Annotated in this window: 16 protein-coding genes and 1 pseudogene; 9 read left to right on the top strand and 8 right to left on the bottom strand. The window is 35.3% G+C overall.

Annotation, left to right across the window (positions count from 1 at the left end; all coding sequences use genetic code 11):
* Positions 1-146 precede the first annotated feature (146 nt).
* Positions 147-1,472 (top strand): DUF4062 domain-containing protein, encoded by a 1,326-nt coding sequence (locus IRB43_RS17870; RefSeq protein WP_238941970.1) that lies wholly within the window; start codon positions 147-149, stop codon positions 1,470-1,472.
* Between the two features lie 208 nt (positions 1,473-1,680).
* On the opposite strand, the gene IRB43_RS11710 is transcribed toward IRB43_RS17870, so the two are convergent.
* Positions 1,681-3,513 (bottom strand): AAA family ATPase, encoded by a 1,833-nt coding sequence (locus IRB43_RS11710; RefSeq protein ID WP_203363663.1) that lies wholly within the window; start codon positions 3,511-3,513, stop codon positions 1,681-1,683.
* 469 nt (positions 3,514-3,982) lie between these two features.
* On the opposite strand from IRB43_RS11710, the gene IRB43_RS11705 reads away from it, so the two are divergent.
* The 5 genes from IRB43_RS11705 to IRB43_RS11685 all read left to right on the top strand — a co-directional run bounded on the left by IRB43_RS11705 (position 3,983) and on the right by IRB43_RS11685 (position 11,594).
* Positions 3,983-5,449 (top strand): type I restriction-modification system subunit M, encoded by a 1,467-nt coding sequence (locus IRB43_RS11705; RefSeq protein ID WP_203363662.1) that lies wholly within the window; start codon positions 3,983-3,985, stop codon positions 5,447-5,449.
* Complete coding sequence (locus tag IRB43_RS11700) at positions 5,446-6,585, top strand: restriction endonuclease subunit S (RefSeq protein ID WP_203363661.1); 1,140 nt, start codon at positions 5,446-5,448, stop codon at positions 6,583-6,585. The genes IRB43_RS11705 and IRB43_RS11700 overlap by 4 nt, the downstream gene beginning before the upstream one ends.
* A gap of 46 nt (positions 6,586-6,631) precedes the next feature.
* Positions 6,632-9,976, top strand: coding sequence for a DEAD/DEAH box helicase family protein (locus tag IRB43_RS11695; protein WP_203363660.1), 3,345 nt, complete (start codon positions 6,632-6,634; stop codon positions 9,974-9,976).
* 138 nt (positions 9,977-10,114) lie between these two features.
* Positions 10,115-10,663, top strand: a complete 549-nt coding sequence (locus IRB43_RS11690) for a hypothetical protein (protein ID WP_203363659.1) — start codon at positions 10,115-10,117, stop codon at positions 10,661-10,663.
* Positions 10,647-11,594: a Kiwa anti-phage protein KwaB-like domain-containing protein gene (locus IRB43_RS11685; protein WP_203363658.1), complete on the top strand. Its 948-nt coding sequence runs from the start codon at positions 10,647-10,649 to the stop codon at positions 11,592-11,594. Before IRB43_RS11690 ends, IRB43_RS11685 begins: the two co-directional genes overlap by 17 nt.
* Before the next feature lie 317 nt (positions 11,595-11,911).
* On the opposite strand, the gene IRB43_RS18090 is transcribed toward IRB43_RS11685, so the two are convergent.
* Positions 11,912-12,712, bottom strand: a complete 801-nt coding sequence (locus IRB43_RS18090) for a transposase (protein ID WP_203363657.1) — start codon at positions 12,710-12,712, stop codon at positions 11,912-11,914.
* A gap of 14 nt (positions 12,713-12,726) precedes the next feature.
* Here IRB43_RS18090 and IRB43_RS11675 point away from each other — a divergent pair, with 14 nt between their 5' ends.
* Entirely contained in the window at positions 12,727-12,921 is a 195-nt protein-coding gene (locus IRB43_RS11675; RefSeq protein WP_203363656.1) for a hypothetical protein, read from the top strand.
* 191 nt (positions 12,922-13,112) lie between these two features.
* On the opposite strand, the pseudogene istB reads toward IRB43_RS11675, so the two are convergent.
* The 4 genes and pseudogenes from istB to IRB43_RS11655 all read right to left on the bottom strand — a co-directional run bounded on the left by istB (position 13,113) and on the right by IRB43_RS11655 (position 18,397).
* A pseudogene (gene istB, locus IRB43_RS11670) lies at positions 13,113-13,783 on the bottom strand (IS21-like element helper ATPase IstB).
* 65 nt (positions 13,784-13,848) lie between these two features.
* Positions 13,849-15,351, bottom strand: coding sequence for an IS21 family transposase (gene istA, locus IRB43_RS11665; protein ID WP_203363655.1), 1,503 nt, complete (start codon positions 15,349-15,351; stop codon positions 13,849-13,851).
* Between the two features lie 117 nt (positions 15,352-15,468).
* A complete protein-coding gene (locus tag IRB43_RS11660; RefSeq protein ID WP_203363654.1) occupies positions 15,469-16,533 on the bottom strand; it encodes a hypothetical protein in 1,065 nt (354 codons plus the stop codon).
* Positions 16,526-18,397, bottom strand: a complete 1,872-nt coding sequence (locus IRB43_RS11655; RefSeq protein WP_203363653.1) for an AAA family ATPase — start codon at positions 18,395-18,397, stop codon at positions 16,526-16,528. Before IRB43_RS11655 ends, IRB43_RS11660 begins: the two co-directional genes overlap by 8 nt.
* Positions 18,398-19,455: 1,058 nt before the next feature.
* Here IRB43_RS11655 and IRB43_RS11650 point away from each other — a divergent pair.
* Positions 19,456-20,439 carry a tRNA dihydrouridine synthase gene (locus tag IRB43_RS11650; protein WP_203363682.1) on the top strand — a complete coding sequence of 328 codons (984 nt, stop codon included), beginning with the start codon at positions 19,456-19,458 and terminating at the stop codon, positions 20,437-20,439.
* Between the two features lie 260 nt (positions 20,440-20,699).
* Here the strand turns inward: IRB43_RS11650 and IRB43_RS18085 are convergent, their stop codons facing one another.
* Positions 20,700-20,849, bottom strand: coding sequence for a VOC family protein (locus IRB43_RS18085; protein WP_343070867.1), 150 nt, complete (start codon positions 20,847-20,849; stop codon positions 20,700-20,702).
* A 75-nt stretch (positions 20,850-20,924) separates the two neighbouring features.
* A complete protein-coding gene (locus IRB43_RS11645; protein WP_203363652.1) occupies positions 20,925-22,751 on the bottom strand; it encodes an APC family permease in 1,827 nt (608 codons plus the stop codon).
* Between the two features lie 645 nt (positions 22,752-23,396).
* Here IRB43_RS11645 and IRB43_RS11640 point away from each other — a divergent pair.
* Positions 23,397-24,914, top strand: coding sequence for a malate:quinone oxidoreductase (locus tag IRB43_RS11640; protein ID WP_203363651.1), 1,518 nt, complete (start codon positions 23,397-23,399; stop codon positions 24,912-24,914).
* Positions 24,915-25,244: the final 330 nt, after the last annotated feature.

The raw sequence follows: 25,244 nt of genomic DNA, 5'->3' as shown, positions 1-25,244 counted from the left end.
GGGGTTACAAAACGTTTTAAATATCTAACGACTTACTTTTTTCAGAAAAAGGACAACTTACGTTAACAGATTATTCTATTTATAACACCTTTCTGTAATAATAGAGTTAGAATGACACATTTGAAATTATAGGGGGGAAATATAATTTGAAAAAACTTCAAGTTTTTGTATCGTCTACATATCTAGATTTAAAGGAAGAGAGACAAAAGGCTGTTGAAGGGATTTTGAGAGCTGGACATATCCCTGCAGGTATGGAATTATTTACTGCTGCTAATAAAAAACAATGGCAGGTTATAGAAGAATGGATTAAAGAATCCGATCTACTTATGTTAATTCTTGGCGGTAAGTATGGTTCTATTGAACCTGATAGCGGAAAAAGTTATACACAATTGGAATATGAATTTGCTTTAAAACATGGGATACCTGTTTTTGCAATAGTGTTAAACGACCAATATTTAGTTAATAAAAAAAGTTCAAATATTTCACTTGAATTATATGAGCGAGAAGTTAAAGAACCACAGATTGAAAAGTACGAAGGATTTAAAAAATTAGTACTTTCGAATATAGTAAGATTTGTTGAGAACATTAGTGAAATAACTTCGGAGGTTTCCTTTTCATTACAAGAATTTGTTAAGAAAGATGATACTGAGTACAAATTCAGAGGTTGGATAAGAGGTTCTGACGTAAAGCAGGAGCAAATTCAACATGTGGACCAGCCAGAAGGAACATCAAATACTGTATCTATAAAGTCAAATAAAATTATTATTAGCGACAGTGATGAAGAAAGAGTGGTTTGGTTACTACCACGTGGTTTCCTATTATTCACAGATATAACTTATAGTAGCTACGACTCTTGGGCAGTGGTAATATCCTATTGTAATTATGAAGGAGAATGGCAACATAGCACGCATTACCATGAGTCTTACTTTAGAAGTTGGGACAGGGATTTGGATATTCAGTTTAGAAAACTCTCAATACCTGAAGCTGATTGGCTCTGGAGCAGAGCACCATTAAGGTTCCTAAGGGAACTTAGAGAGGTTACTGAAAAGGTAGATATTAAAAAGTTGGTAGAAGATGAGCAAAAAAGTGATTACCCTGTTTTTTACTTTGAACCAAATAAACCAATAGAGCTACCTGAAGTACCTTCTACTTACGAATACTATTATCAGACTGGAAACTTAAGAGACATCCTTGAGGATATAAGGGATGAAGAGGCTAATTTGAGCCTTTCTAGCGAGAAACTTATTCAAAAAGCGATGACTGTTAGGCAAAGTGTATTTTTGGAATGCTTGGCATACTTAGGGGAAGGCCACCCCTCTATATCATTCATTAAAGAGGTACTTGATGAATATAAAAATTCATTCTCTCAAATAGAAATCTTACAATGGTTTAGTAAGGTAGAGACTGTTTTAAGTAACACTCTTGGTCATGAATGGGGTGTTTGGTCAAAACAACTAAAGAAAAAAGTGTGAGAAAACTATATTTTGAACTAATGCCGCTCCTGTATTTACTGTCAACTTAACACACGTAGAAAATGTTGCGGTTTTAAAATTGAGAGTGTAACGTTGAAATAAAATGTTGATGAAAATGGAAAAAGCCTTGGCTTTTCAAGGCTTTTTTTCTGTATTTCAATAAGTGAGAATAGCACTGTTTTTATCCACAATTTGAAATATTAAAGTCTTATGCTGGACTAGTAACTTTGTTGTCTACTAATGTAAGGAAATCTAAAATCATTTCGGAAAATTCAAAGCCCTCTTCACCAGTTTCTAATGTGTAGCGTTCAGATTCTCTGATATTTTCATGGGACATTAATGGCCAAAAAGTTTCTAAAGCTTTTGTTTTGCTAATTCGAGTATGTTTATTTATGGTTACTTTTGCATCTTCAGTATCCGTAAAGGTAAGACTTAGCCCATATTCGGAAAAACAATCTGAATGTATATAGTTTTCTGGTTCACGTTTGCGTGTCAAATAAATTTTAATTCCTTGTTTTTCTAATTTTTCTTTAGTTTCAAGATTTTTTCTAGATTCATTCATTCCTATATCAGAATCTAAGAGTACACACCAAGGAATATTAAATTGTTCAGCTAACTTTAAAGTCGACCATGCCTTTAAATTATCACAGCCACCCGTTGGAACCAATGCAAATCCAGCGTCCTGCAAAGTATATGGAATCGTTCCTCCTTCTTTTAGTTTTTCACATAAGTGTCTAATAAAGACTACGTCTCCTTGACCTTCTAATAGTAATAAGGCTTTGGTATTTTGAGTGAGCGGATCAGGTAAAATACCTAATGTATTAGCTATTTCTTCAAATACACTATCTTCTCCTTGTTTAATCATTCTTTTCCCACTTTCCTTGGTTATAAATCTTAAACTTTCCAATGGTAGAAGACTACCAAGAGCAGGGGTATGCGTAGTTAAAATGATTTGTGAATTAGTGTTATATGCTAATTCCATAAAAGCTTGAATAAGCATTTCTTGATGTCTAGGATGTTGTGATGTTTCAGGTTCTTCAAATGCATAAATGACATTTTGAGATGTACCTTCTTGTAATTTACGTTCAACCTCTGCTCTAAAGAAATTAAGTAATATAAGTCTTCTTACACCACTACCACGTTTATTTATTGGAATATTATCATCCGAATTGATTGTAAGTTTAAAAAGTGAATCGAATTTAGGTTCAGATTTGAATTCTGGGATAAGTGTGGAAGCTAATTCACTATCCATTTCTTTAAGTTTTTCTAAGGTTCTTTCAGCAGTTCTAACAGCTTTTAGTTTAACGTCTTCTTTTATTTTTTCAATTTCAGTATTTAGTTCGGCTAAAGCTTGTTGTACTGCTAACTTCATTGGATCTGTAACTTCTTTATCATCATCTTTACTTGGACGATCTGATTGAAATAATGCATATATAGGCAGAAATTTTTCTAGTGATTCGTATATCTTTTTGGAGTCTTCTTTATCAACTTGCAAATTAGTTAATTGTAGTTCAAGATTCTCTAAACTATTCCATATGGCAGCTCGAATACTTGGATTTGAATTTGCTTGATATGAACTAGGAGCTAAATCTAATGATTTAGCTAGTGCTTTTAAGTCTTTATTCTTTAATTCTAATAAATTATGACAATTTTTGGCGTTTGGGTGATTGCAAACAATATATGTAGTAGGTTTAGGTTTAGCGGAAGTAGCTTTAAAACATTTTTTAATTTCTAAATTGCCTTCAAGATTAAGCAGAAATTCATTCTTTAACGTGGTTGTAGAAGTACTATCTAATGTAATGTTTTTAGGCAAGTTATTGAAAGTGCATGTGATTTCCATTATGTTATCAGTTGAATCTGTACTTAAATCTTCTCTTTCACAAACAACCAAGCTATTATTAAAAAATATTTCGAGTGCTTCTAAGATAGTAGACTTTCCTGCATCATTTTTTCCAATAAAAGCTGTAAGGTTATCGAAGTTTATCTCTGTTTCATCTCTATACCCTCTAAAATTTTTTACTTTTAAACTTTTCAATTTCATAAAATCACTCCTTTCTTTTTAGTGTAGCAAAATAATTAGGTTAATTGTGGTTATTTTGTAATATTTTTATTGTTGGTGTTTAGGAGAAATAAAAAAGAGAGTAGCAATTAGTCTAGAGTTGCAAATAAAAGGCTCATCACGATCAGTCAGGCTAGATATTTCTTATAAATATGCATTCACCTCAACTTATTTACTTTCAAGGCATATGATTAAAATAGAGGTTTGAAAATGTACGAAAGGCTTATGGGTTTTGTATCAACTCTGAAATATGGTGATGAATTTGTTAAATACTGCTTGTGGATAATTTCCCTAGTAAATAGCTGAATGTGTGTTCCATCATTCGGTTATTTACTAGGGATTATTTATTTGTAAATCTATATACAATAACATGGAAATGATATTCAATACGGTTAATTTCAAAAATATAGTATAATGGACTCAAATACGAAGTGAACTTAGAGGTGTCAAGATGATTACAGGTGAATTGAAAAATAAAGTGGATAAGGTGTGGGAAACATTCTGGACAGGCGGTATTACCAATCCGTTAACGGTCATTGAACAGTTTACTTACCTGTTGTATATAAAAGGTTTGGATGATAACGAGAAGAAAAAAGAAATGGATGCGGAATTATTAGGCTTAGATTTTGAAGGGATTTTTTCGAAAGATAAGCCACAGTTACGCTGGTCTATCTTCTCTAACATGGGGCCAGATGAAATGTTTAAAGTAGTAACGGAGGAAGTTTTCCCATTTATTAAAGACTTGGGTGGAAAGCAGTCAATTTACTCAAAGTTTATGAGGGACGCTATTTTTGTCATACCAACCCCTTCTTTACTAGCAAGAGTCGTTGCTGGAATAAATGGGTTAATTCAAGCTAGTCATTCGGATGGAAAGAAAGACACGCTTGGAGACCTTTACGAGTACTTATTATCAAAACTATCCACAGCAGGAACGAACGGTCAATTTAGAACGCCGCGCCATATTATTGATATGATTGTTCGATTAATGAAACCAACTCCTGAGGATATTATCGTAGATCCGTCAGCGGGATCGGCAGGTTTCCTCGTTGCGGCTGGGGAATATTTAAAAGAAAAACAAAGTGATATGTTCCTCATCCAAGGCTTAAAAGAACACTTTAATCAAAAAATGTTCCATGGATTTGAAATGGACGGAACGATGCTGCGAATTGGTGCCATGAACATGATGCTTCACGGAGTAGATAACCCTAACATCGAATACCGTGATAGCTTATCCGAACAAAACAAAGATATCGAACAATATACATTAGTCCTTGCCAATCCTCCATTTAAAGGATCATTGGATTATGATTCCGTTTCAGATGATTTATTAAAAGTAACGAAAACAAAGAAAACTGAGCTTCTATTTTTAGCACTTTTCCTAAGAATGCTTAAAAAAGGTGGACGTTGTGCATCGATTGTTCCAGATGGTGTTCTTTTTGGAAGCTCAAAAGCTCATAAATCTATCCGTCAAGAAATTGTGGATAATCATAAATTAGAAGCGATTATTTCTATGCCTTCAGGAGTATTTAAACCATATGCAGGGGTTTCAACAGCTATTATGATCTTCACGAAAACAGGTGCTGGCGGTACCGATAACGTTTGGTTCTATGATATGAAAGCAGACGGATACTCTTTAGATGACAAACGTAATCCGATGGATGCTAACGATATCCCTGATATTTTGGCAAGATTTAATGATTTAGCTAATGAAAAAGAAAGAAAACGCACAGAACAATCTTTCTTCGTACCAGTAGATGAAATTCGTGAAAATGGATATGACTTGTCGATTAATAAATATAAAGAGATTGAGTATGAAGAAGTGGAGTATGAGAAGCCTGAGGTTATTATCACTAATATAAAGAAATTGGAAAATGAAATTTTGATGGGGATTTCCGAGTTGGAGGAAATCTTGAAATGAAGATGGTGAAACTAGGCGATTTTACTCAAATTAGAACAGGCAAATTAGATGCTAACGCAAGTAGTGAAAATGGAAAGTATCCATTTTTCACTTGTTCCAAAACACCTTTAAAGATAGATCAATATTCATATGATTGTGAGTGCGTATTAGTAGCAGGTAACGGAGATTTAAATGTCAAGTATTATAAAGGGAAGTTTGATGCATATCAAAGAACGTATATTGTAGAGTCTAAAGATTCAACTATTTTAGATGTGCGATATTTATATTATTTTTTGGAGAAATACTTAATTAAATTAAGGGAACAATCAATTGGTGGAGTAATTAAATATATTAAATTAAGTAATTTAACTGATGCTAAGATTCCTTTATTTGATATTAAAATACAAAGAGAAATTGTTGGAATATTATCAAAAGCTCAATCCCTTATTGAAAAACGCAAAGCCCAAATTGCAGCATTATCCGACCTCACGCAAAGTGTATTTTTGGAGATGTTTGGGGATCCAGTAAAAAACGAAATGAAATGGAATGTTCACCTATTAGGCGAATTTTTAGAGAAAATTGATAGTGGATGGAGCCCAAAAAGCGAATCATTTCCTGCAATGAAAGGAGAAAAAGGGGTACTTAAATTAAGTGCTGTAACAAAAGGAGTTTATCGATATAAAGAAAACAAATCGCTCTTTATTGATACTCCATTCAAAGAACAATATGAAGTGAAAAATGGAGATATTCTCATTACTAGGAAAAATACCAAAGAATTAGTAGGTGCTTGTGCTTATGTTTTTAATACACCTACAAATCTTATGTTACCGGATACAATTTTTAGGCTGGTTTTTAAATCTAATCAAGAATATATTCATCCAATCTATCTTTGGAGGTTACTAAATAATAATAGTTTTAGATATAGAGTATCATCTTTAGCTGAAGGAAGTGCTGGGTCCATGCCTAATATTTCAAAGAAAAATTTAATGAAGTTGGGTATAGTTGTACCTCCATTAGAATTACAAAAGCAATTTTCAAAAACAATTTTGAAAATTGAAGAACAAAAGGGTTTAATGAACAAGGGTTTATTAATTCTTGAAAACAACTTCAACTCCCTTATGCAACGAGCATTCAAAGGGGAATTATTCAACGATTAACTTAAGAGTATTAACATAATTAGAACACTCATTTAGGGGGCTTCGTATGTTAACGAATTTTGGGTTTTTACGGGATAAAGATCAATTTGGTAATTTTTCTAATGCTTGCTTGGAGGCTGAGAAAAGCCTTCAAGTAAGTCCGGCAACTTGTGCGATTTTGACTCGGCGTGCGCTAGAGCTGGCTGTGAAATGGTTATATACGTCAGATAGCGAACTGAAATTGCCGTATCAAGATAATCTTTCGAGTTTAATCCATGAACGAACATTTATGGCGATTATTGATGAAGATCTTTTTCCTTTAATGAAATATATCATTAAACTAGGGAATGTGGCGGTACATACAAATTCAACGATAACAAGAGATGAAGCTGTGTTAGCATTACATAATCTTCATCAATTCGTCGATTGGATTGACTATTGTTATGCAGAAAATTACTCAGAATCTGAATTTAAAGAAGAGGTTCTGCTAACTGGAGAAGAACCTAGAAAAAGACCAGAAGAATACAAAGAGTTATATGAGAAGTTAAGTTCTAAGGATCGCAAACTGGAAGATTTAATGCGGGAAAATGAACAGCTTCGGAAAGAATTGACTAGTAAGCGAATTGAGAATATGGAACAATATGATTTCCAAGTAGACGAACTTTCCGAGTTTGATACGAGAAAGATTTATATAGACTTGGAGCTCAAGCTAGCAGGTTGGGAGTTTGGAAAAGACGTTCTTGAAGAATATCAAGTGTATGGTATGCCAAATAATCAAGGGATTGGCTTTGTTGATTATGTGTTACTTGGAGATAACGGTAAGCCTATAGCAGTAGTTGAAGCAAAGAGAACCACGTATGATGCGAGTAAAGGTAAGCAGCAAGCAAAACTCTATGCAGATTGTATTGAAAAAATGCATGGACAGCGGCCTATCATCTTTTATACAAATGGCTTTGATATTCGCCTTTGGGATGATATGAATTATCCAGAACGAAAAGTCGCTGGTTTTTATACAAAGGCAGACCTTCAGCTATTGATTGATCGCCGTATGATTCAAAGGCCGTTAGTAGACATTGAAATCAAAGATGAAATATCTAATCGTTATTACCAAAAAGAAGCGATTCTTTCCGTTTGCGAAACGATCCAAGCGAAGCAAAGGAAAGCACTTCTTGTGATGGCAACAGGCAGTGGAAAGACTAGAACAGCTATATCTCTCGTTGATGTGTTAGTAAGGCATAATTGGGTGAAGAATGTCTTGTTTTTAGCAGATCGAACAGCTCTTGTTTTACAAGCGAAGAAGAATTTTAATAACCTCTTACCTAGTATGACGTTATGTAATTTATTAGATAACAAGGATAGCCCAGAATTAAGTCGAATGGTATTTTCCACATATCCGACAATGATGAATGCGATTGATGATACGAAACGACAAGATGGGAATAAGTTATTTACAGTTGGACATTTTGATTTAATCATTGTTGATGAAAGTCACCGGAGTATTTATAAAAAATATCGTGCCATTTTCGATTATTTTGATGGGATTGTATTGGGGTTAACCGCTACGCCAAAAGACGAAGTGGATAAAAATACTTATGATATCTTTGGGTTAGAAACAGGTGCGCCTACTTATGCGTATGAACTTGAACAAGCTGTAAAAGATGGCTATCTTGTTGAATACCGTACGATTGAATCCACTTCAAAAATATTAGACGATGGATTACGCTATGATGATTTGTCCGATGAAGAAAAAGAACAATATGAAGAAACATTTGATGATGGAGAGGGCGAAGAAATCAGTCATTCAGCCGTCAATCAATGGTTGTTTAATGATTATACGATTGATCAAGTATTAAATGATTTGATGGAAAAGGGGATCAAGGTAGAAGGCGGAGATAAGCTAGGAAAAACGATTATCTTTGCCAATAATGCGAAACATGCGAAACGGATTGTGGAGCGTTTTAATCATATCTACCCCGAATATAATGGGAAATTTGCAGCGCAGATTGATTACAGCGTGGATTATGTTCAAACGCTCATTGATGATTTTTCAACAAAAGATAAATATCCACAGATTGCCGTATCCGTAGATATGCTGGATACAGGAGTAGACATTCCTGAAGTTGTCAATCTAGTTTTCTTTAAAAAAGTTCGTTCGAAATCAAAGTTTTGGCAAATGATTGGTCGTGGTACACGGCTATGTCCAAACCTTTTTGGAGTAGGTCAAGATAAAGAGTATTTTTTAATCTTTGACTATTTAAGAAACTTCGAATTTTTCCGTGAGAATCAGAAAGGAATTGAAGGAACGGTTTCGGTAGGGCTAACTGAACGAATCTTTAATCTCAAAGTAGACATTATTAAAGAGCTTCAAGCTATTGATTTTCAAGAGGAACCCTACATTCAACATCGAACCGAATTAATTGATGATGTCTATAAAGAGATCCATCGTTTAAATGATGAGAATTTCCAAGTGCGAATGCATTTGCAATTTGTTCATAAATATAAAAATCGCTCTAATTGGCAAGCACTAAGCGTTACGAATATAAATGAAATTAAAGAGCACATTTCTCTGTTGATTATTTCCATAGCGGATGATGAGCTGGCTAAGCGTTTTGATAGCGTTATGTATTCGATTGAACTGGCTAAACTAACAGCTAAAAATGCAACGAAACCGATTAAAAGTGTGGTTAAAACAGCAGAGGAACTAGCTAAATTAAGCACCATCCCACAGATTAATGCTAAACGAGATGTATTAATCAAAGTTCAATCTGATGTTTTTTGGGAAGAAGCTAATATATTTGAACTAGAAGAAGTACGGGAGTCCATTCGCGAGCTTGTTAAGTTTTTAGAAAAAGAAAGCCAAAAAGATTACTATACGAATTTTACTGATATCTTTACAATTGTCGGTAAAGAGGAAGCTGCATTTTATGGATCAAATGATCTGCAAAATTACCGTAAGAAAGTGAATCAATATTTAAAAGAGCATCACGATCAAACAGCCATTTATAAACTACGTCACAACAAGCCATTAACACAACAAGACGTACAAACACTTGAAGATATTTTATGGACAGAACTTGGTTCACGAAATGATTACAAAAAAGAATTTGGCGACACCCCAATTACTAAATTTGTAAGACAAACTGTAGGATTAGATCAACAAGCAGCAAATGAGGCATTTTCAGAATTTCTAAGCGAAGAAAAACTGAATGTCAATCAATTACGGTTTGTCAAATACATCGTCGATTATGTTGTGAAAAATGGAACACTTGAAAAGAAAGTGCTACAAGAAGACCCATTCCGCTCATTAGGAAGCGTGACGGAATTGTTTAGAGATAACATTGATGACGTACGCGGGATTATACAAGTGATTGATATGATTAACCGTAATAGTGAGGTTTTTGAAGGGGCGTAAAAATAAGAGCATAGGTTTGACTTATGCTCTTAAACTATAGGGAAAAGCACTTTTTTGAGATGGGAATATAAATTTTAAATTATAAAAATTATGCAAAATGATTAAAGGATAGATTATTCAGAAAGGGAGGTATAGTAATTGAGAAATTGGTTAAAAACAATCCTTTTTTTAAGCTCGTACTCTCCTTTGTTTTTAATTATTGCCATACTAAATATGAAATTAAATGATATTGATAGGTTACAAGATATCATTCCACCAGATAAATTTTGGTTGGTAATTATCATGCTCATCCTTTTTTTTCTTCCGAATATTATATTATTTATATTGATAAAAAGAGTTAAAGAGTTTCAGCCCATCAAGGAAAAACCCAATACTTTCATTAATAAAAACAGTGATGTCATGAATTATATTGTTACATACTTAATTCCCTTTCTATCATTCAATTTTGACAAAATTAATCAAACAATAGCTTTTGCCATATTGATTATGGTGTTGGCTATTGTATACATCCACTCGAATATCTTTTATATCAATCCAATTTTAATCATAGCAGGCTATAAAATATATGAGATCAATGATAGGTACACAGTAATAACAAAGCTCACGATCAAACATGATAAAAAGCTTAACCTTTACCGAATCCATGAAAATGTATATGTAGGTGATGAAAATGGCAGCAATAATTGATGTAGATAATCTACTTGAACTTTTGAATGATCCCGATATTGATCCAATCACAAACTTGTATATGATTACAAGAAAAAAAGACGAAAATGCATTCATCTATAACGTTTTAACAGCTGAAACACTAAATGAAGTAGCGGATGAATTAAATGAAATTTTTAGAAATAACCTTACTAAAATTAAGAGCCAGAACAAAGAATTTCGATATTATGATATTGACGACTCTTCAAATGAGTATGTTCAGTATATTAATCAAGGGGACGTCGCTACCGCAAGTAAAATAATGGTTCCTATTAAAAATAACAATGCTGAAGTATTTACTTCAAATACTGAAACCTTTAATAATCTTTGGGCATATGCTGTTAAAATCGAATTTGAAGACAACAAACTTGTTTGGTTTAGGAAATATAGTAAAGGCAAGGTACTGAAAAAAGGATTTAAGGATGCTGTTCTTTTTAAAGATGGAAAGTTTTCAAAAGTGGAACATGATGTATTTCAGATCGATGGAAGTGTAGATTGTTTTGCTTGGAACGAGGAGATCTATATTTCACAGCATCATAACTTTGAAAAGATATTCAGCTATGAAGATCAATATGAAGCAAAAGTTGATGAAGCCTTGGAGACTTTCAAAGAGACATTTACTTACATCGATCATCAATCCCTACAAACTTACATCGAAACAGATTCGATGCAAAAACGGAAACTTGCAGCCATCATAAAAAATGGAGTTTTCGAAAAATATGGTTTTGACGAGGTGGCTACGACCATAGAAAAATATGAGCTAGGCATTGAAATAGATGAACAAGAACAAAAAATAAACCTTTCTCAAAAAGACTCTCGACGGTTTCTTAAAATCCTCAATGATGATTACTTAAGATCGGAAGTAACTAAGATTCGTTATGAAAGTATAGCTAAGAGAAAAGGAAGAAGATAAAAGAAAAAATTGTGTTTGTAATTTTTTGAGATCTTTAGAACTGTCTGTAGACGAGATGAACACTTTTTTGGAATTAGCATATACACAGGGTTACTTAACATGGAGCTTCTAGAGGCATGATTTAGCTCAAAAGGCGACACACATCAGGATGTTTCGAGAGGTAGCAAGCCTATAATACCTTTCGAAACATATCAAAACGGTGTTTTTACTGGAAATGGAGTGGCTTGTAGACGTCAAGTCGATTTGGCTCTTACGCTTTTTTGGTGATAACTTCACCATTATTCTTCTAACAATCGGTTTTATTTTTTAAATATAACTTATAATCCCGATAAGACCCGAATTCTTAAAAGAGAAAACTTTGCTCGGCCATACATCATTCGCTTGATGGTTTTTAAGCGGTTCACATGTCCTTCGGTCACACCATTGCTCCAGGGTTCCTGAATACTGTTTGAAACAGCCGGAAGGTCTTTCTTCAGTCCCTCAATGAAAGAGCAGATCAATGGAAATTTGCTTTTTTCATGTTGGTGGATCCATTCCATCAAGCATTGTGGATCCTTAAAGTAGAAAAGCTGACGAAAAGAAGAAACGATTTTATCCAAAAGCAGAATGTCTGGAAAAGCCGATAATAATTTCGAATGAATGTGCTTAAAGCAGTCTTCATGGGGAGGACCATGAAAGTTCCATATTATGCGAAGTAGCCTTTGACGGAGAAACAACGGCTTGTTCCCATTATTTTTGCTGTTTCTTCGTTCCCTGGCAATCATCGTATTCAATGTAGAAATCGAGCCGTCATATCCCCTTTCACGGCAGACCGCTTCAATCTGTTTCGCCGTCTGCTGTTTTTGGATCAGAGAGCGAATCAGCGAACGATAATCATTAAAACGCGACTCTCGTTTATGACATGGTTTCCGAGTAACCTTCAGGTCTTTGTAGATCGTTACACGAGAAAGGTTCATTTTTCTAGCAATCGCCGCAATGGAATAACTTTCCGCTGCCAATTGCTGTGCACGTTGAATTCGTGCCCAGTGCTTTTCCTCGTTTTGGATTCGAACTTGATCTGTTTTTCTCAGGTATTCAGTCAGTTTCGTTTCTGTTTCGGAAGAAACCTCCCCGATCACTGGAGGAATTAATCATGACTCAAAAACTGTTTGGAGTTGAATTCTCATCTAAAGAAATATCTATTGATGAAACAGGTAAAGTTGTAATTAATAATCCGAATTTAGCAAAAGCTATTAAGGGTGTTGGTCGTTTAAATAGTCTGGAACTTCCTAATCAAAATTGCGGTGGTACATGCAACAATGCTACTAATTGCGGACAATTCGTGTAAACGGCTGCCGTCAACTATAACAGCAGAGCAATATGAGTCGACCATCTAGGTCGATTTACAAGAATTAAAGGTCGATGGTTTCAAATACAATCATAATTCTAACAGTAGCTTCAACCATAATAATGGAAACCATGTAATCGTCAACCCAAAAGTTGACCATGTCGCTCATCGAAAAGTTGACCACCCTCTTGTTAGGACGAATACGTTTCTTTGAAACGATAACTGTCCCTATTTATTGGGAATAAATGTGCCTTGTGTGTGATTCGATCTAACAAGGCGGCGGTCATTTGATCGTCATGAAAGACTTCGTTCCAACGACTGAATTCCCTGTTGCTGGTGATAATCATACTCCCTCGCTCATAACGAATAGAAAAGAACTGAAACATCAACTCTGCTGCACGGGGATGATAGGGAATGTAGCCAAGTTCATCAATAATCACAAGATCTGCATTAGTCCACTGTTTCTCAATCTGCAGAAGTCGCTTTTCATCCTGTGCCTCCATGAGTTCATTTGATAATCAGCTGTATAGTAACGCACTTGATATCCCTGTTCAATGGCTAAATGTCCAAGAGCGATAGATAAATGTGTTTTGCCCGTACCTGAATTGCCCACAAATAAGACGTTTCGTTTCTCTTTAATGTAGTGACCATCGGCCACTTCTAGAAAGCGTCGTTTGGGGACAAAAGGAGCTTCTTCAAATCGGAAAGAGGTAATGTCTTTCTCGATTGGAAACTGGGCTTTTTTCCTTGCGGACTCTTTCTTTTTTAACTCTCTTTCAGCGACTTCTACGGATAGTAAATGAAACAAAAAAGATTCATAACTGATTTGCTGTTCGTTAGCTTCCCTGACATACGTATCCAATTGGGCACGTATGGTAGGAAGACGAAGTCTTTTTAAATAGTCATCTATTTGATAACGATGTGTGGTCAATGTAGAAGGCCACCTTTCTTTAATAATTGATCGTATGAATGCAAAACTGGCGGTGTTACTTCCACTCTTTCCGCCCCCTTATAGGAAAAAGGGGCTGGTTTAGCCACGGCGGGTTGATAAAGCTGATATAGAAATTGCTTTACCCCGTCAAATGTGTAAAGACGCTCTTCCATGCTTTTTTCAAGAGCTATTTCAATCCATTCAGATGAGTATTCACGGTGTAGCTTTAGCACTTTTATTAATTCTTTGGCGTGGCCGTATTGTCTCAATGTTTCACGATAAAATTGTTGATATAAATCTGACATTTCTGTCTGCCTAAGTGGTCTCGCGTGCTGAATGGCTCGCGATTTTCGCTCCAATTCATCAAGATAATGATCCAGATTGAACACCTCTTGGTGTCGTTCATAGCTACGCTCATGGATAGCTTTTACCTCACCATCTAGATGGATTTCCACACGATCCACATAGGCGAAAATCTCGGCATCTTTTTGACCGGCATAGACGGTTGGAACCGAATAAGCATTTGTTTCAAAAGTAACCAATGACAACGTATTCACGACCGCATACACTTTTTTCGCACAAGAGTGGGTAGGTGGCAGTGGAAGAAGAAAGGACTGTTCATAAACGAAGCGATCTTTTACCGTTTCATTAGTTCGAGGTACTTTTGTGTCGTTGTATTCGTCACATCGACGCTCAAGCATCCTATTCAATTCTTCTAAACTACTTACTGACGGAACGGGGACGAGAAAATTCGATCGTGATGTTTGAACAAGCTTTTCTACCTGACCTTTTTCATTCCCTTTTGCAGGTGCACAGAATTGAGCATCAAACAAGTAATATACATGAAATTGAAGAAATGCCTCTTGTTCTTCACGCTTTGTTCCTTTCAGAATCTTTTTCACAGCCGTTGTCATATTGTCATAGATGATCGTTTTAGGGACACCGCCAAAGTAATCAAAAGCATCGGCGTGACCTTGAAACAGGGCTTCTTGACGTTGATGTGGAAAGACTTTTACGAAAATTTTTCGACTATATAACAATCTCATACAGAAAAGCATGACTTTCACTTGAACACCATTGAGCTCAATGAATACTTCTCCCCAATCAAATTGAGCATATTCACCGGGATCAAATTCCAACGGAATGGAGACAGGGGGCTGTATTTCTTGCCACTCTTGTTTTAACTGGCGGACAAACCGGCGGACGGTGGACTCTCCACCTTTAAAGCCATATTCTTCAACCAGGCGTCTGTGGATTTGAGCAGCACTATGACGCTGTTTTAGGGGATTCATCAACCATTCAATAATCAGTGGTTTGACTGGATCAATCACGGGATTAACAACTGGAGCCTTTCGGGTATACTTGGGTTCTTCCGTTAATTTCAGTGCTTTTCTTATGGACTGTCGTGAGCAGCTAAAATCTTTAGCAAGCTGCCGAATCGACCTTCCTTCTTGTACGTGCAATTTTCTGATAAGCTCAATATTAGCCATCTTTAACATTCCTTTTCCTCCTGCATCATTATGTTCTGGACAAACACAATGATACGGGATTGAGTGTTAAAGGTGGTCAACTTTTAGTTTAGCGTTTACATAATTAAAATAGTGATTATTACTAGTTTAATTATCAAGCCATTGTAATAAGCCTAGCTCCTCAGAAATATCCGAAATATACTTTGAGCAGACTTTTTTCCCAAACTCCTCTTCAGAAATATAACTGCCTACTACCATTCTAACTATTTCATCTTTGCTGTTAAATAACCCGCCAAATTCTTGATATAGTTGTTCTATTCTTTCGGGTGTATAGATAATTGATTTTTGAATTAATTCACTAATTGAGTCTTTATGTGAATTGTAGAGGGAGGTTATCTTAAAAACTCTAACGTTGTTAAAAGCTTTTTTAATAAAAGCTTTATCCTTGTTGTTATTAATATTAACTAAAGATTTATTGATTTTGACTTTAATCCTAAATTTATTTTTTCCATTTAAAAGGTCTGTAATATCGTACTCTTTTTTACCTGTATTCTCATTTTTTTTCTGTAAGATATCTATACTAAATTTAACCTTGCTTCCAAACCCTTCTTGGTAGGGATGTAAATGAGAATAACAACTAAATGCCTGTTTGTTTTTAAAATTTGAATTACAAACATAACAACATGGTACTAGATTGAAAAGAGAAACGGCAAAGTAAGGATGGGATACCTTATCTAAAAAATGATCTAAATGCGGTCTTGTTTTGCCATCGATTGAAAAAAATGTATTAGTATATTGCCTATTGCAATACGGACAGACATTGACATTTAATTCTCTGACTAATTGGTACGCCCCCCATTTTTCAGGTGATTTCTTTGACGGATAAGTATTAGTAAATTTTTTGTAATTGTATATGTTTTTAAGTGTATCGATTATGCTCTTATTCTTATTTTTTATTTGCTGATAAACACTAGGAAAACTTTTACTTATTTTTTCTTTGATAGCCTCTAGCACCAAAGGATTCCCAATAATAATTGATTTATATCTTCTTAACAAAAAGTTAAAAAAACGGTCCTTTTCTTTAAATGAACTTCTACTTTTTGATGGTATTTGTTGCTTTAATAACGGTAAACCATTCTGTTTAAAATAATCTAGGTGTTTCTTTTTTAACTTTTCAAAGTTTATGCTATTATCACTATTAATTTTAATCACCTTTATTTAGTTTCCTTTCTAATTCATGAACCTTATTTTTTAAAAATTGAATTTCTTTATTAATACTCATTATATTTGTAGATAATCTCTCCTGTAATAAATTAGATAATTTATTTTTGATTATAGGCTCACCAATAATCCCAATTAGTTTTTCAATTTCTTCATGATTTTTATCTAGTTCTTCACTACTAGAGTTAACGATTAAATTGAGTAATTTGTTGATTTTGTATTTTGCAAACCTTCCAATTAATCCGTCCTGCATAAAAAATGTATTTGATAATAAAGTGTGTATATTAGAAGCAAAAGTCAGATTATTCTCTGGTAATTGATCTATAACTCTGCTTTTACCCCCATCCTTTTTTATAAAAATAACATTAGAGTGAGGTAGTTCAGAAACAATGAACGGTGAATTAGAAGTAAAGATTATTTGTAACTTATAGTCTGAATATACATATTGTAAAAATTGTAGTAAATTAAAAAATAACTCCTTTTGCCATTGCGTATGTAAATATAATTCAGCTTCATCAATTAAAATAAGTACAGTGTGATTGAAAGACCATCCTGCTTCTTTAACTAATTCATAACTAGATCGCGTTGCGTGGAATCTGGAAAACAAGTTTAATAAGGCTCTCTCTCCAGAGCTAAGATTCCTCCATTCAAATATCAAATATTGATTTTCTTTTAATGTTTGTGAATAGGCTTGCAATAAATTATTTAACCTTAGAGAGTTAATTCTTAGCATTATAGAGTTACTACTTATACACTTATTATCTACTATTTCTATAATCTCATTTAAAACTTCCAATAAGTGCGAATGTGAAAAAAACAAATCAGCTTTCTCTATCCTGTTTATTTTATTGAAAAAATAGTCCAATTTATCAAGTATTGTTTTTCCTCTTAAATCACTTAATCTTAGATTTCCATTATAAAAGTTATTAGGGGATGGAAGTTTACATACATCATAGAAAAACACATTAAAAATAGTTTTATAAAATTTACATCTCAGTAACTCCCTGCTGAGTTTTTCATCATCATCTTCTTTCTTATTAAGGGTGTACGAACACGTTATAGTATAGGTGTCCAATGCTTCATTAACTTTATTAATAAAGCGTTTGTACTTATAAAGTGGAACACCACTAATAATAAATTCTACGGGAGTAATAAAAATGTTCTTTGGAATTTCAAAAGGTATTTCAAAAGCTGAATTGGGGGTTTTAGGGAATTCTCTTGCGAACATTATTTGTCTTCTTATCTCAGAAAATTTATGAATTGTAACACTATTAATTAAATTTGACTCTAAATCATTGCTATCATACTTTACAAGAAAATTAGTAGATAAATTACATTCGGAATAGTCATAAAATTCTTCTTGGCTATCAAAAATACTTGAATAATAAATACCATATTTTTTTTGAAACATTGTTACACCACTCAAAGTGTATGGTTGTTCATTTATTGGATATTCATCTTCAAATCGAAATTTTTTATTTTTTATGAGTTGAGATTTATTCTTTATGCTAATTTCAGAACCATAACAAACAAATTGAGCATTTTGACTTGAATCACCTGCACAAATAATCAGTATTTTGTTTTTTTTACGTTTACTTTTAATGATGTTATTTCTAATTAACTCTAGAATAGTTGTTTTCCCAGAGCCGTTTTGACCAATAATTGCAGTAACGTTAATTATATTAGAGTTAGGATGGTCCAAAGTATTAAATAGATCAGGAATATAGTTTGCATTTTTCCTAAATGACAACACTTCTGATTGTTTGCAATATTCAAATAAAAACTCCCCGCCAAAATTAAACCCTTGTTCTTTAATAATTCCGTAATCTTCCACCCAAATGTATAACAATTCCATTAAAATCACCTAATTATCAATTTTATTTTGTTTTAATTCTACTTTTTACATTTATAAAGGGGTATTTAAAAACATATAAAACTAAATAATCTATTAATTCAAAAAAGATAACGATCAATCAGTTAAATTATAGTCCTTCAGTTGTATTAGGTTGGAAAAATATTAAATAAACTAGATGCTAAGCTAGAACAGAAATTAAATTCCCAATTTATTTAATAACAAGAAAAGTAATACCAATATTTTCTGTAAAGGGGCTACTTTTGTCAAACCTTTTTATAACTTTTAGTTATATCTAAAAGGCATAAAGAGTAGGTTAGTTTGGTGATTAATGGTAGAGTAGGGCTTGATGGATATAGTGCGAATAGTACAGAAAAAAATCGGAACTATTAATAATGCATTGATTTAGAGTATTAAGCAAAAAGTTGCGAGAGCAAGAGTATGACAAAGTTTAAGGAGGAATTATTCAGTGAAGTTTCTTTTGATTACTATTGGAGGGGAAAGAAAAAATCAAGGTATTTAGAAAAGAGAAAAATGAAGAAAATGAAAAGCTGGATCATTCGAAAATACCTTTAGAAAAATTAATGGAATTAAAGCTGAAGTATATTGAAAAATTGAAAATAGAAAGAAACAGAGATTCAGTAATGTATTGCTCGATACTGGATGTTCTTCAACCGTATTGTTTACCATACAACTTGGAGATGTTAGAGAAATGCATGGATTTAACGGGATCATCGGTAGTGATTTTTTTCTTGCAAATAAATTAATCATCGACTTCGAAAATATGGAAGTACGAAAAAATTAGGTTAAGGTAAACACTACTACATCTTTTCAGTATGTCTGCCATCACCACTCAAGCCACGTCGAGTGCGTAGCAATCTTAGAAATTAAATTGTAACCCAACAATAAACGTTTCCGACACAAAATAAACATGTCTAATCAGTTTGATAAAAAGTGCTTGAGCATGGTATAAGTGTAAAAGAAGCAGGGACATCTTGCTTTGGAATTTTGGGATAAGGGTTTGGCCTGGTATCCCATAATGAGAGGGTTTGAGTTTGAATATGACAGACAATTTTTGGCGTGATTTACCGCGCCCTTTTTTTATACTGGCACCAATGGAAGATGTGACGGATGTTGTTTTTCGCCATGTAGTGAGTGAAGCAGCCAGACCTGACGTGTTTTTTACAGAGTTTGCAAACACGGAGAGTTATTGCCACCCAGAGGGGAATCAAAGTGTGCGTGGGCGTTTGACTTTTACGGAGGATGAACAACCAATTGTAGCCCATATATGGGGGGATAAGCCTGAATACTTTCGGCAAATGAGTATTGGTATGGCGAAACTAGGCTATCGGGGAGTAGATATCAATATGGGTTGTCCTGTACCTAATGTGGCACAGAATGGGAAGGGAAGTGGCCTTATCCGTCGCCCAAAAGTTGCAGCGGATTTAATACAAGCGGCAAAAGCAGGCGGATTGCCCGTAAGTGTGAAGACAAGGCTTGGTTATACGGATGTAGACGAATGGCACGACTGGCTAACACACATATTGAAACAAGACATTGTTAATCTTTCCGTTCATCTGCGCACAAGAGAGGAAATGAGCAAAGTAGATGCTCATTGGGAACTAATCCCTGAGATTAAGAAACTTCGTGATCAGGTGGCACCCGATACACTCTTGACGATCAATGGGGATATCCCTGACCGTCAAACGGGCTTAAAGCTCGCTCATCAATACGGTATTGATGGGATTATGATTGGGCGTGGTATTTTCAATAATCCATTTGCCTTTGAAAAGCAGCCGAAAGATCATAGTAGTAAGGAATTACTTGATCTCTTAAGGCTGCATCTTGATCTCCATGATAAATATTCAGAATTAGAGCTACGTCCGTTCAAGGCTCTTCATCGCTTCTTCAAGATATACGTCCGTGGGTTTCGAGGAGCAAGTGAGTTAAGAAATCGATTAATGAGTACAGAGTCAACAGATGAAGTGCGTGCATTGCTCGATAATTTCGGGTCAAAGAATCTGGATGGAATGAGGGAACAGTAAAAGTGTCCCAATTCAAGGTGAAGGCGAAGTAACATATTAAAGTGGTGTGTCCTAAAATTAGGGTTTATACTAACGAGACAAGCTATGACCAAACTGACTGAGCAGGAAATATTGAATATATATAAGAAAAATGGTTGTAGGTACCAATCTCCCATTGCTTTAAAGCAATGGGAGATTGCCTCTTTTTTTGACGTTAGCGCGAAAGTAATGAAGTGTAATGCTAAATTTAATGCCTCAAGCGAAACAAACAGGTTTTTCAATTAATCTTCCCTTAAAAGATAATCGTTTCCATCTTGGTCTTTACATTTGAACATGGTGCCATAGGGCATTTTTAGCATTTCACTAACTTCGACACCTTTTTCTTGTAACTCATCATAGGCAGCATGAATGTCTTTCGTGCTTAATTTGATTAATCATATTGATCCGCCTTTTCTACATTGAGTTATCGTATAAGTCGATAGTAGCATTGTACATGGAGTAAAGCATTATTTTTTCAAATGATATGGTACTGTGGCAACGATTACGTTTTTCCGAAGTAACAAAACGGAACGAATCATGAAACCGGATTGATTATGAAGAACATTGTGCCAGCCTTTCTTAGGGATAAACTGCGGAATAATGACCGTAACTTGGTAATTGGATTGACTTGCTTTATATTCTACGGTATCGATAAATTTCATTAGAGGTGTCAGGATACTGCGATAATGAGAGTGCAGGGTCACTAACCTTACATCCGGTTGCCATTTTCTCCATTTCTCCTCAAATTCCTTCTCATTTTCTCTTTCAAATGCAATGTATACAGCAATAATTTGATTAGGAGCAAGAGATTTCGCATATTTTAAAGAACTTTCTACTGCACGAGTTATACCGGCAACAGGAAGGATCATTACATTTCCTTCGATAGGAACATCATGTTCATTAGCTGTAAGTCTTAGCTGTTCACTAATATCTTCATAGTGCTTTCTAATTCGGTGAAAGATAAAGATGATGATCGGCAGAAAAACAAAGACTGGCCAAACTTGAGCGAGTTTTGTGATAAAGAAAATCATCGTAACTGTAAAACTAATCAAAGCACCTATTGCATTAACGATTAGTTTCATCAACCAGTTTTTCGGTTTCTCTCGTAACCATTTTACAATCATGCCTGTTTGAGACAATGTAAATGGAATAAAGACTCCTACGGCATACAGTGGAATAAGGTGCTCGGTTTTAGCATGAAACGCAATAATCAAAATGATGGAAGCAATACCGAGGATAATGATGCCATTTGAATATCCTAAACGATCTCCTCTACTCGAGAACATTCTTGGAATGAATTTATCTTTTGCAAGATTAACTGCTAATAATGGGAAAGCGGAGTAGCCTGTATTTGCCGCTAAGATTAGTATTAATGCCGTTGTTCCTTGAATAAAGAAGTACATAAAATTCCTTCCGAAGGTCTCTTCGGCGATTTGGGATACAACCGTCACCTTTTCGCTAGGAGTGATACCATAATAATAGGCTAAATACACGATTCCCGAGAATAAAATGGCGAGTAGTGTTCCCATGATTATTAACGTTTTGGCCGCATTATTCGGTGCGGGATCTTTAAAGTTAGGAATGGCATTTGATATCGCTTCGACCCCCGTTAAAGCTGAGCTCCCTGAAGCAAATGCTCGTAAAAGTATAAATAGACTAATTCCCTGAACAGGTGTACCAATGGGGGTGTGTAATTGTGGCGATATTCCACCTGTGATAATGTGATAAAAACCTACACCAATTAATATAAACAATGCAAGAACAAATAAGTAAACTGGATAAGCTAAAATGGAGGCAGATTCCGTCACTCCTCTTAAATTTAAAATCGTAATGAAAAGGACAAACAGAATAGCAACTTCCACATTATAGTGATGTAATGTTGGAAAAGCGGATGTGATTGCGTCCGTGCCAGCAGATACGCTTACGGCAACGGTCAGAATGTAGTCCACTAAGAGAGATCCCCCAGCTACTAATCCTGGATTCACCCCTAAGTTATTTTTTGACACCATATACGCTCCACCGCCTTGAGGATACGCAAAAATGATTTGGCGATAAGACAGAATAAGAGCGGTTAATAAAATGAGTACACCTATTGCTATGGGAATGGAATACCAAAATGCGACTGTTCCAATAGTCACTAATACAATCAGTATTTGTTCAGGTCCATATGCGACCGAAGATAGAGCATCCGAAGAGAGAATCGCTAATGCTTTTAATTTGTTAAGTTTCTGTTCTCCTAGCTCATTCGATTTCAAGGGACGCCCAATTAAAAACCTTTTTATCGTTGCAAGCATGTATCAATCATCTCCAATAAATTAGTACATTTTATCCCGCATTAACGGGCTGTAAGACCCCCACCTCAACATGGCGGAAGAATCGCAGACGTGTAGGTGGGGGATCAACAGCCCGTAAACGCCCGATCCGTTCAACTAACAATCAGTGGGGGATGAAGAAAACCCCCACTGATTGAAGTTTCACTTTATCTTGCCCCTTTCTCCAATAATTTCTCAAAAAGGTTTAATTTTTTTAAGAAAATTTTTATCAATCGAATGTCTATGTACAAGCAGATAGAAAATAGTGTGTAGGCTTTTGGGTATCAAAAACATTTACTGTATGTTCTTAGTAAACGAAAAGCTATGCATCTTCATATTATTTGGAAGGAAACATTTTTTACTAGCTTTTGAGCCGCTTATGATGGGTTAGTTATATTTAAATCTGTAAGTAATAGTGATATAATGTAAACAATAGTGATATTCTGTAAACAATAATGATACACTATTGGCAATAATGCTATACTATAAACAGTAATGTTGTACTATAATTAGGTTATAATTAATGCGGAAAAGGTGTGTGACTAGTTCGCGCCCCGGCTTGCTGTGACGTCTAAGTAGGAGCGCCTACATCCTTTCTGCAAATCTTAGGGGATAAGGATGAGAAAGATGAGCAACAGAGAAGAGAAATCGGATGTTATCTTAATTGGTGCCGGAATCATGAGTGCTACTTTAGGAACACTTCTGAAAGAATTGGTACCTGACTGGAAAATTACAGTGTTTGAGAAGCTCGGAAAAGCAGGAGAGGAAAGCTCTAATGAATGGAATAATGCGGGAACGGGGCATGCGGCACTGTGTGAGCTTAACTATACTTCTGAAAAGTCGGATGGGTCTGTCGATATTACGAAAGCGATTAAGGTAAATGAACAGTTCCAAGTTTCTATGCAGTTTTGGTCTTATCTTGTAAAGAGCCAGCTGATCAAAAATCCGCAAGACTTTATTATGCCATTACCTCATATCAGTATGGTCCAAGGTGAAGAAAATGCGAAGTTTTTAAAAAGACGTTTTGAAGCGATGGCTGACAATCCTTTATTCAAAGGAATGGAATTTTCAGAGGACCCAGAAACGCTGAAAAAATGGATCCCGCTGATTATGGAAGATCGTTCAGCGAATGAGCGGATAGCAGCAACCAAAATCGACACGGGTACGGACGTCAATTTTGGCGCTTTGACGCGTATGTTATTTGAACACTTACAAACACAAAATGTTGATGTCGAATATAGACATAGCGTGGAAGGCATTAAACGTACGAAAGACGGCTTATGGGAAGTAAAAGTACATGACCTTGATGGCTGTAAAATGGAATATCATACAGCAAAATTTGTGTTCCTTGGAGCTGGAGGAGGAAGCCTGCACTTACTGCAGCAATCAGGTATTCCTGAAGGGAAACATATTGGCGGCTTCCCGATTAGCGGATTATTTATGGTATGTAACAACCAAGAAGTGGTTGAGCAGCATCATGCAAAAGTATACGGAAAAGCTGCGGTTGGTGCTCCGCCAATGTCTGTTCCGCATCTTGATACACGATATATCGACAACAAAAAATCATTGCTATTTGGACCGTTTGCTGGCTTCTCGCCTAAGTTCTTAAAAACAGGTTCAAACATGGACTTAATCTCTTCTGTCAAACCGCATAATCTTACTACGTTATTAGCGGCAGGCGTGAAAGAGATGGCATTGACGAAATATTTGATCCAGCAGCTGATGTTATCGAAAGAACAGCGTATGGAAGAGTTGCGTGAGTTTATCCCGAACGCGGAGAGTGAGGATTGGGATATTGTCGTAGCTGGCCAACGTGTGCAAGTGATTAAAGATACGGAAGCGGGCGGCAAAGGAACGCTTCAATTTGGTACGGAAGTGGTTAGTGCCGCTGATGGTTCGATCGCTGCATTGCTCGGCGCGTCTCCAGGTGCTTCTACCGCGGTTCATGTTATGCTTGAAGTCATTAAAAAATGCTTCCCGCAACACTTGAAAGAGTGGGAACCGAAAATTAAAGAAATGATTCCTTCTTATGGCATGTCATTAATGCAAAATCCAGACTTGCTTGAAGAAGTTCATACGTCAACGGCACAGACACTTGGTTTAGCTGAAAAGGTAACGTTAGAGCCAGCAGGCCAAGGCGTGTAATAAGCAAACTTACAGATGAATAATATACTATAATTATAGAATATGTACTATTCTATTGAAAAAAGACTTCTCACTGAGTGGGGAGTCTTTTTTATTTTGAGAGGGGGCTGCGTTAGCTTTGTATAAAGAGTGAAATTCCGATCCATTTATCCCGCATTAACGGGCTGTAAGACCCCCACCTCAACATGATCAGAAGAAGCGCAGACGTGTAGGTGGGGGATCAACAGCCCGTAAACGCCCGATCCGTTCAACTAACAATCAGCGGGGGATGAAGAAAACCCCCACTGATTGAAGTTTCACTTTATATTCAAAAAGCCGACACTAGCTGTT

This window comes from Bacillus sp. REN10 (assembly GCF_016820555.1).
Taxonomy (GTDB): Bacteria; Bacillota; Bacilli; order Bacillales; family Domibacillaceae; genus Bacillus_CE.
The sequence above is the reverse complement of the archived record's forward strand: the minus strand, read 5'-3'. Positions and strand labels throughout refer to the sequence as shown.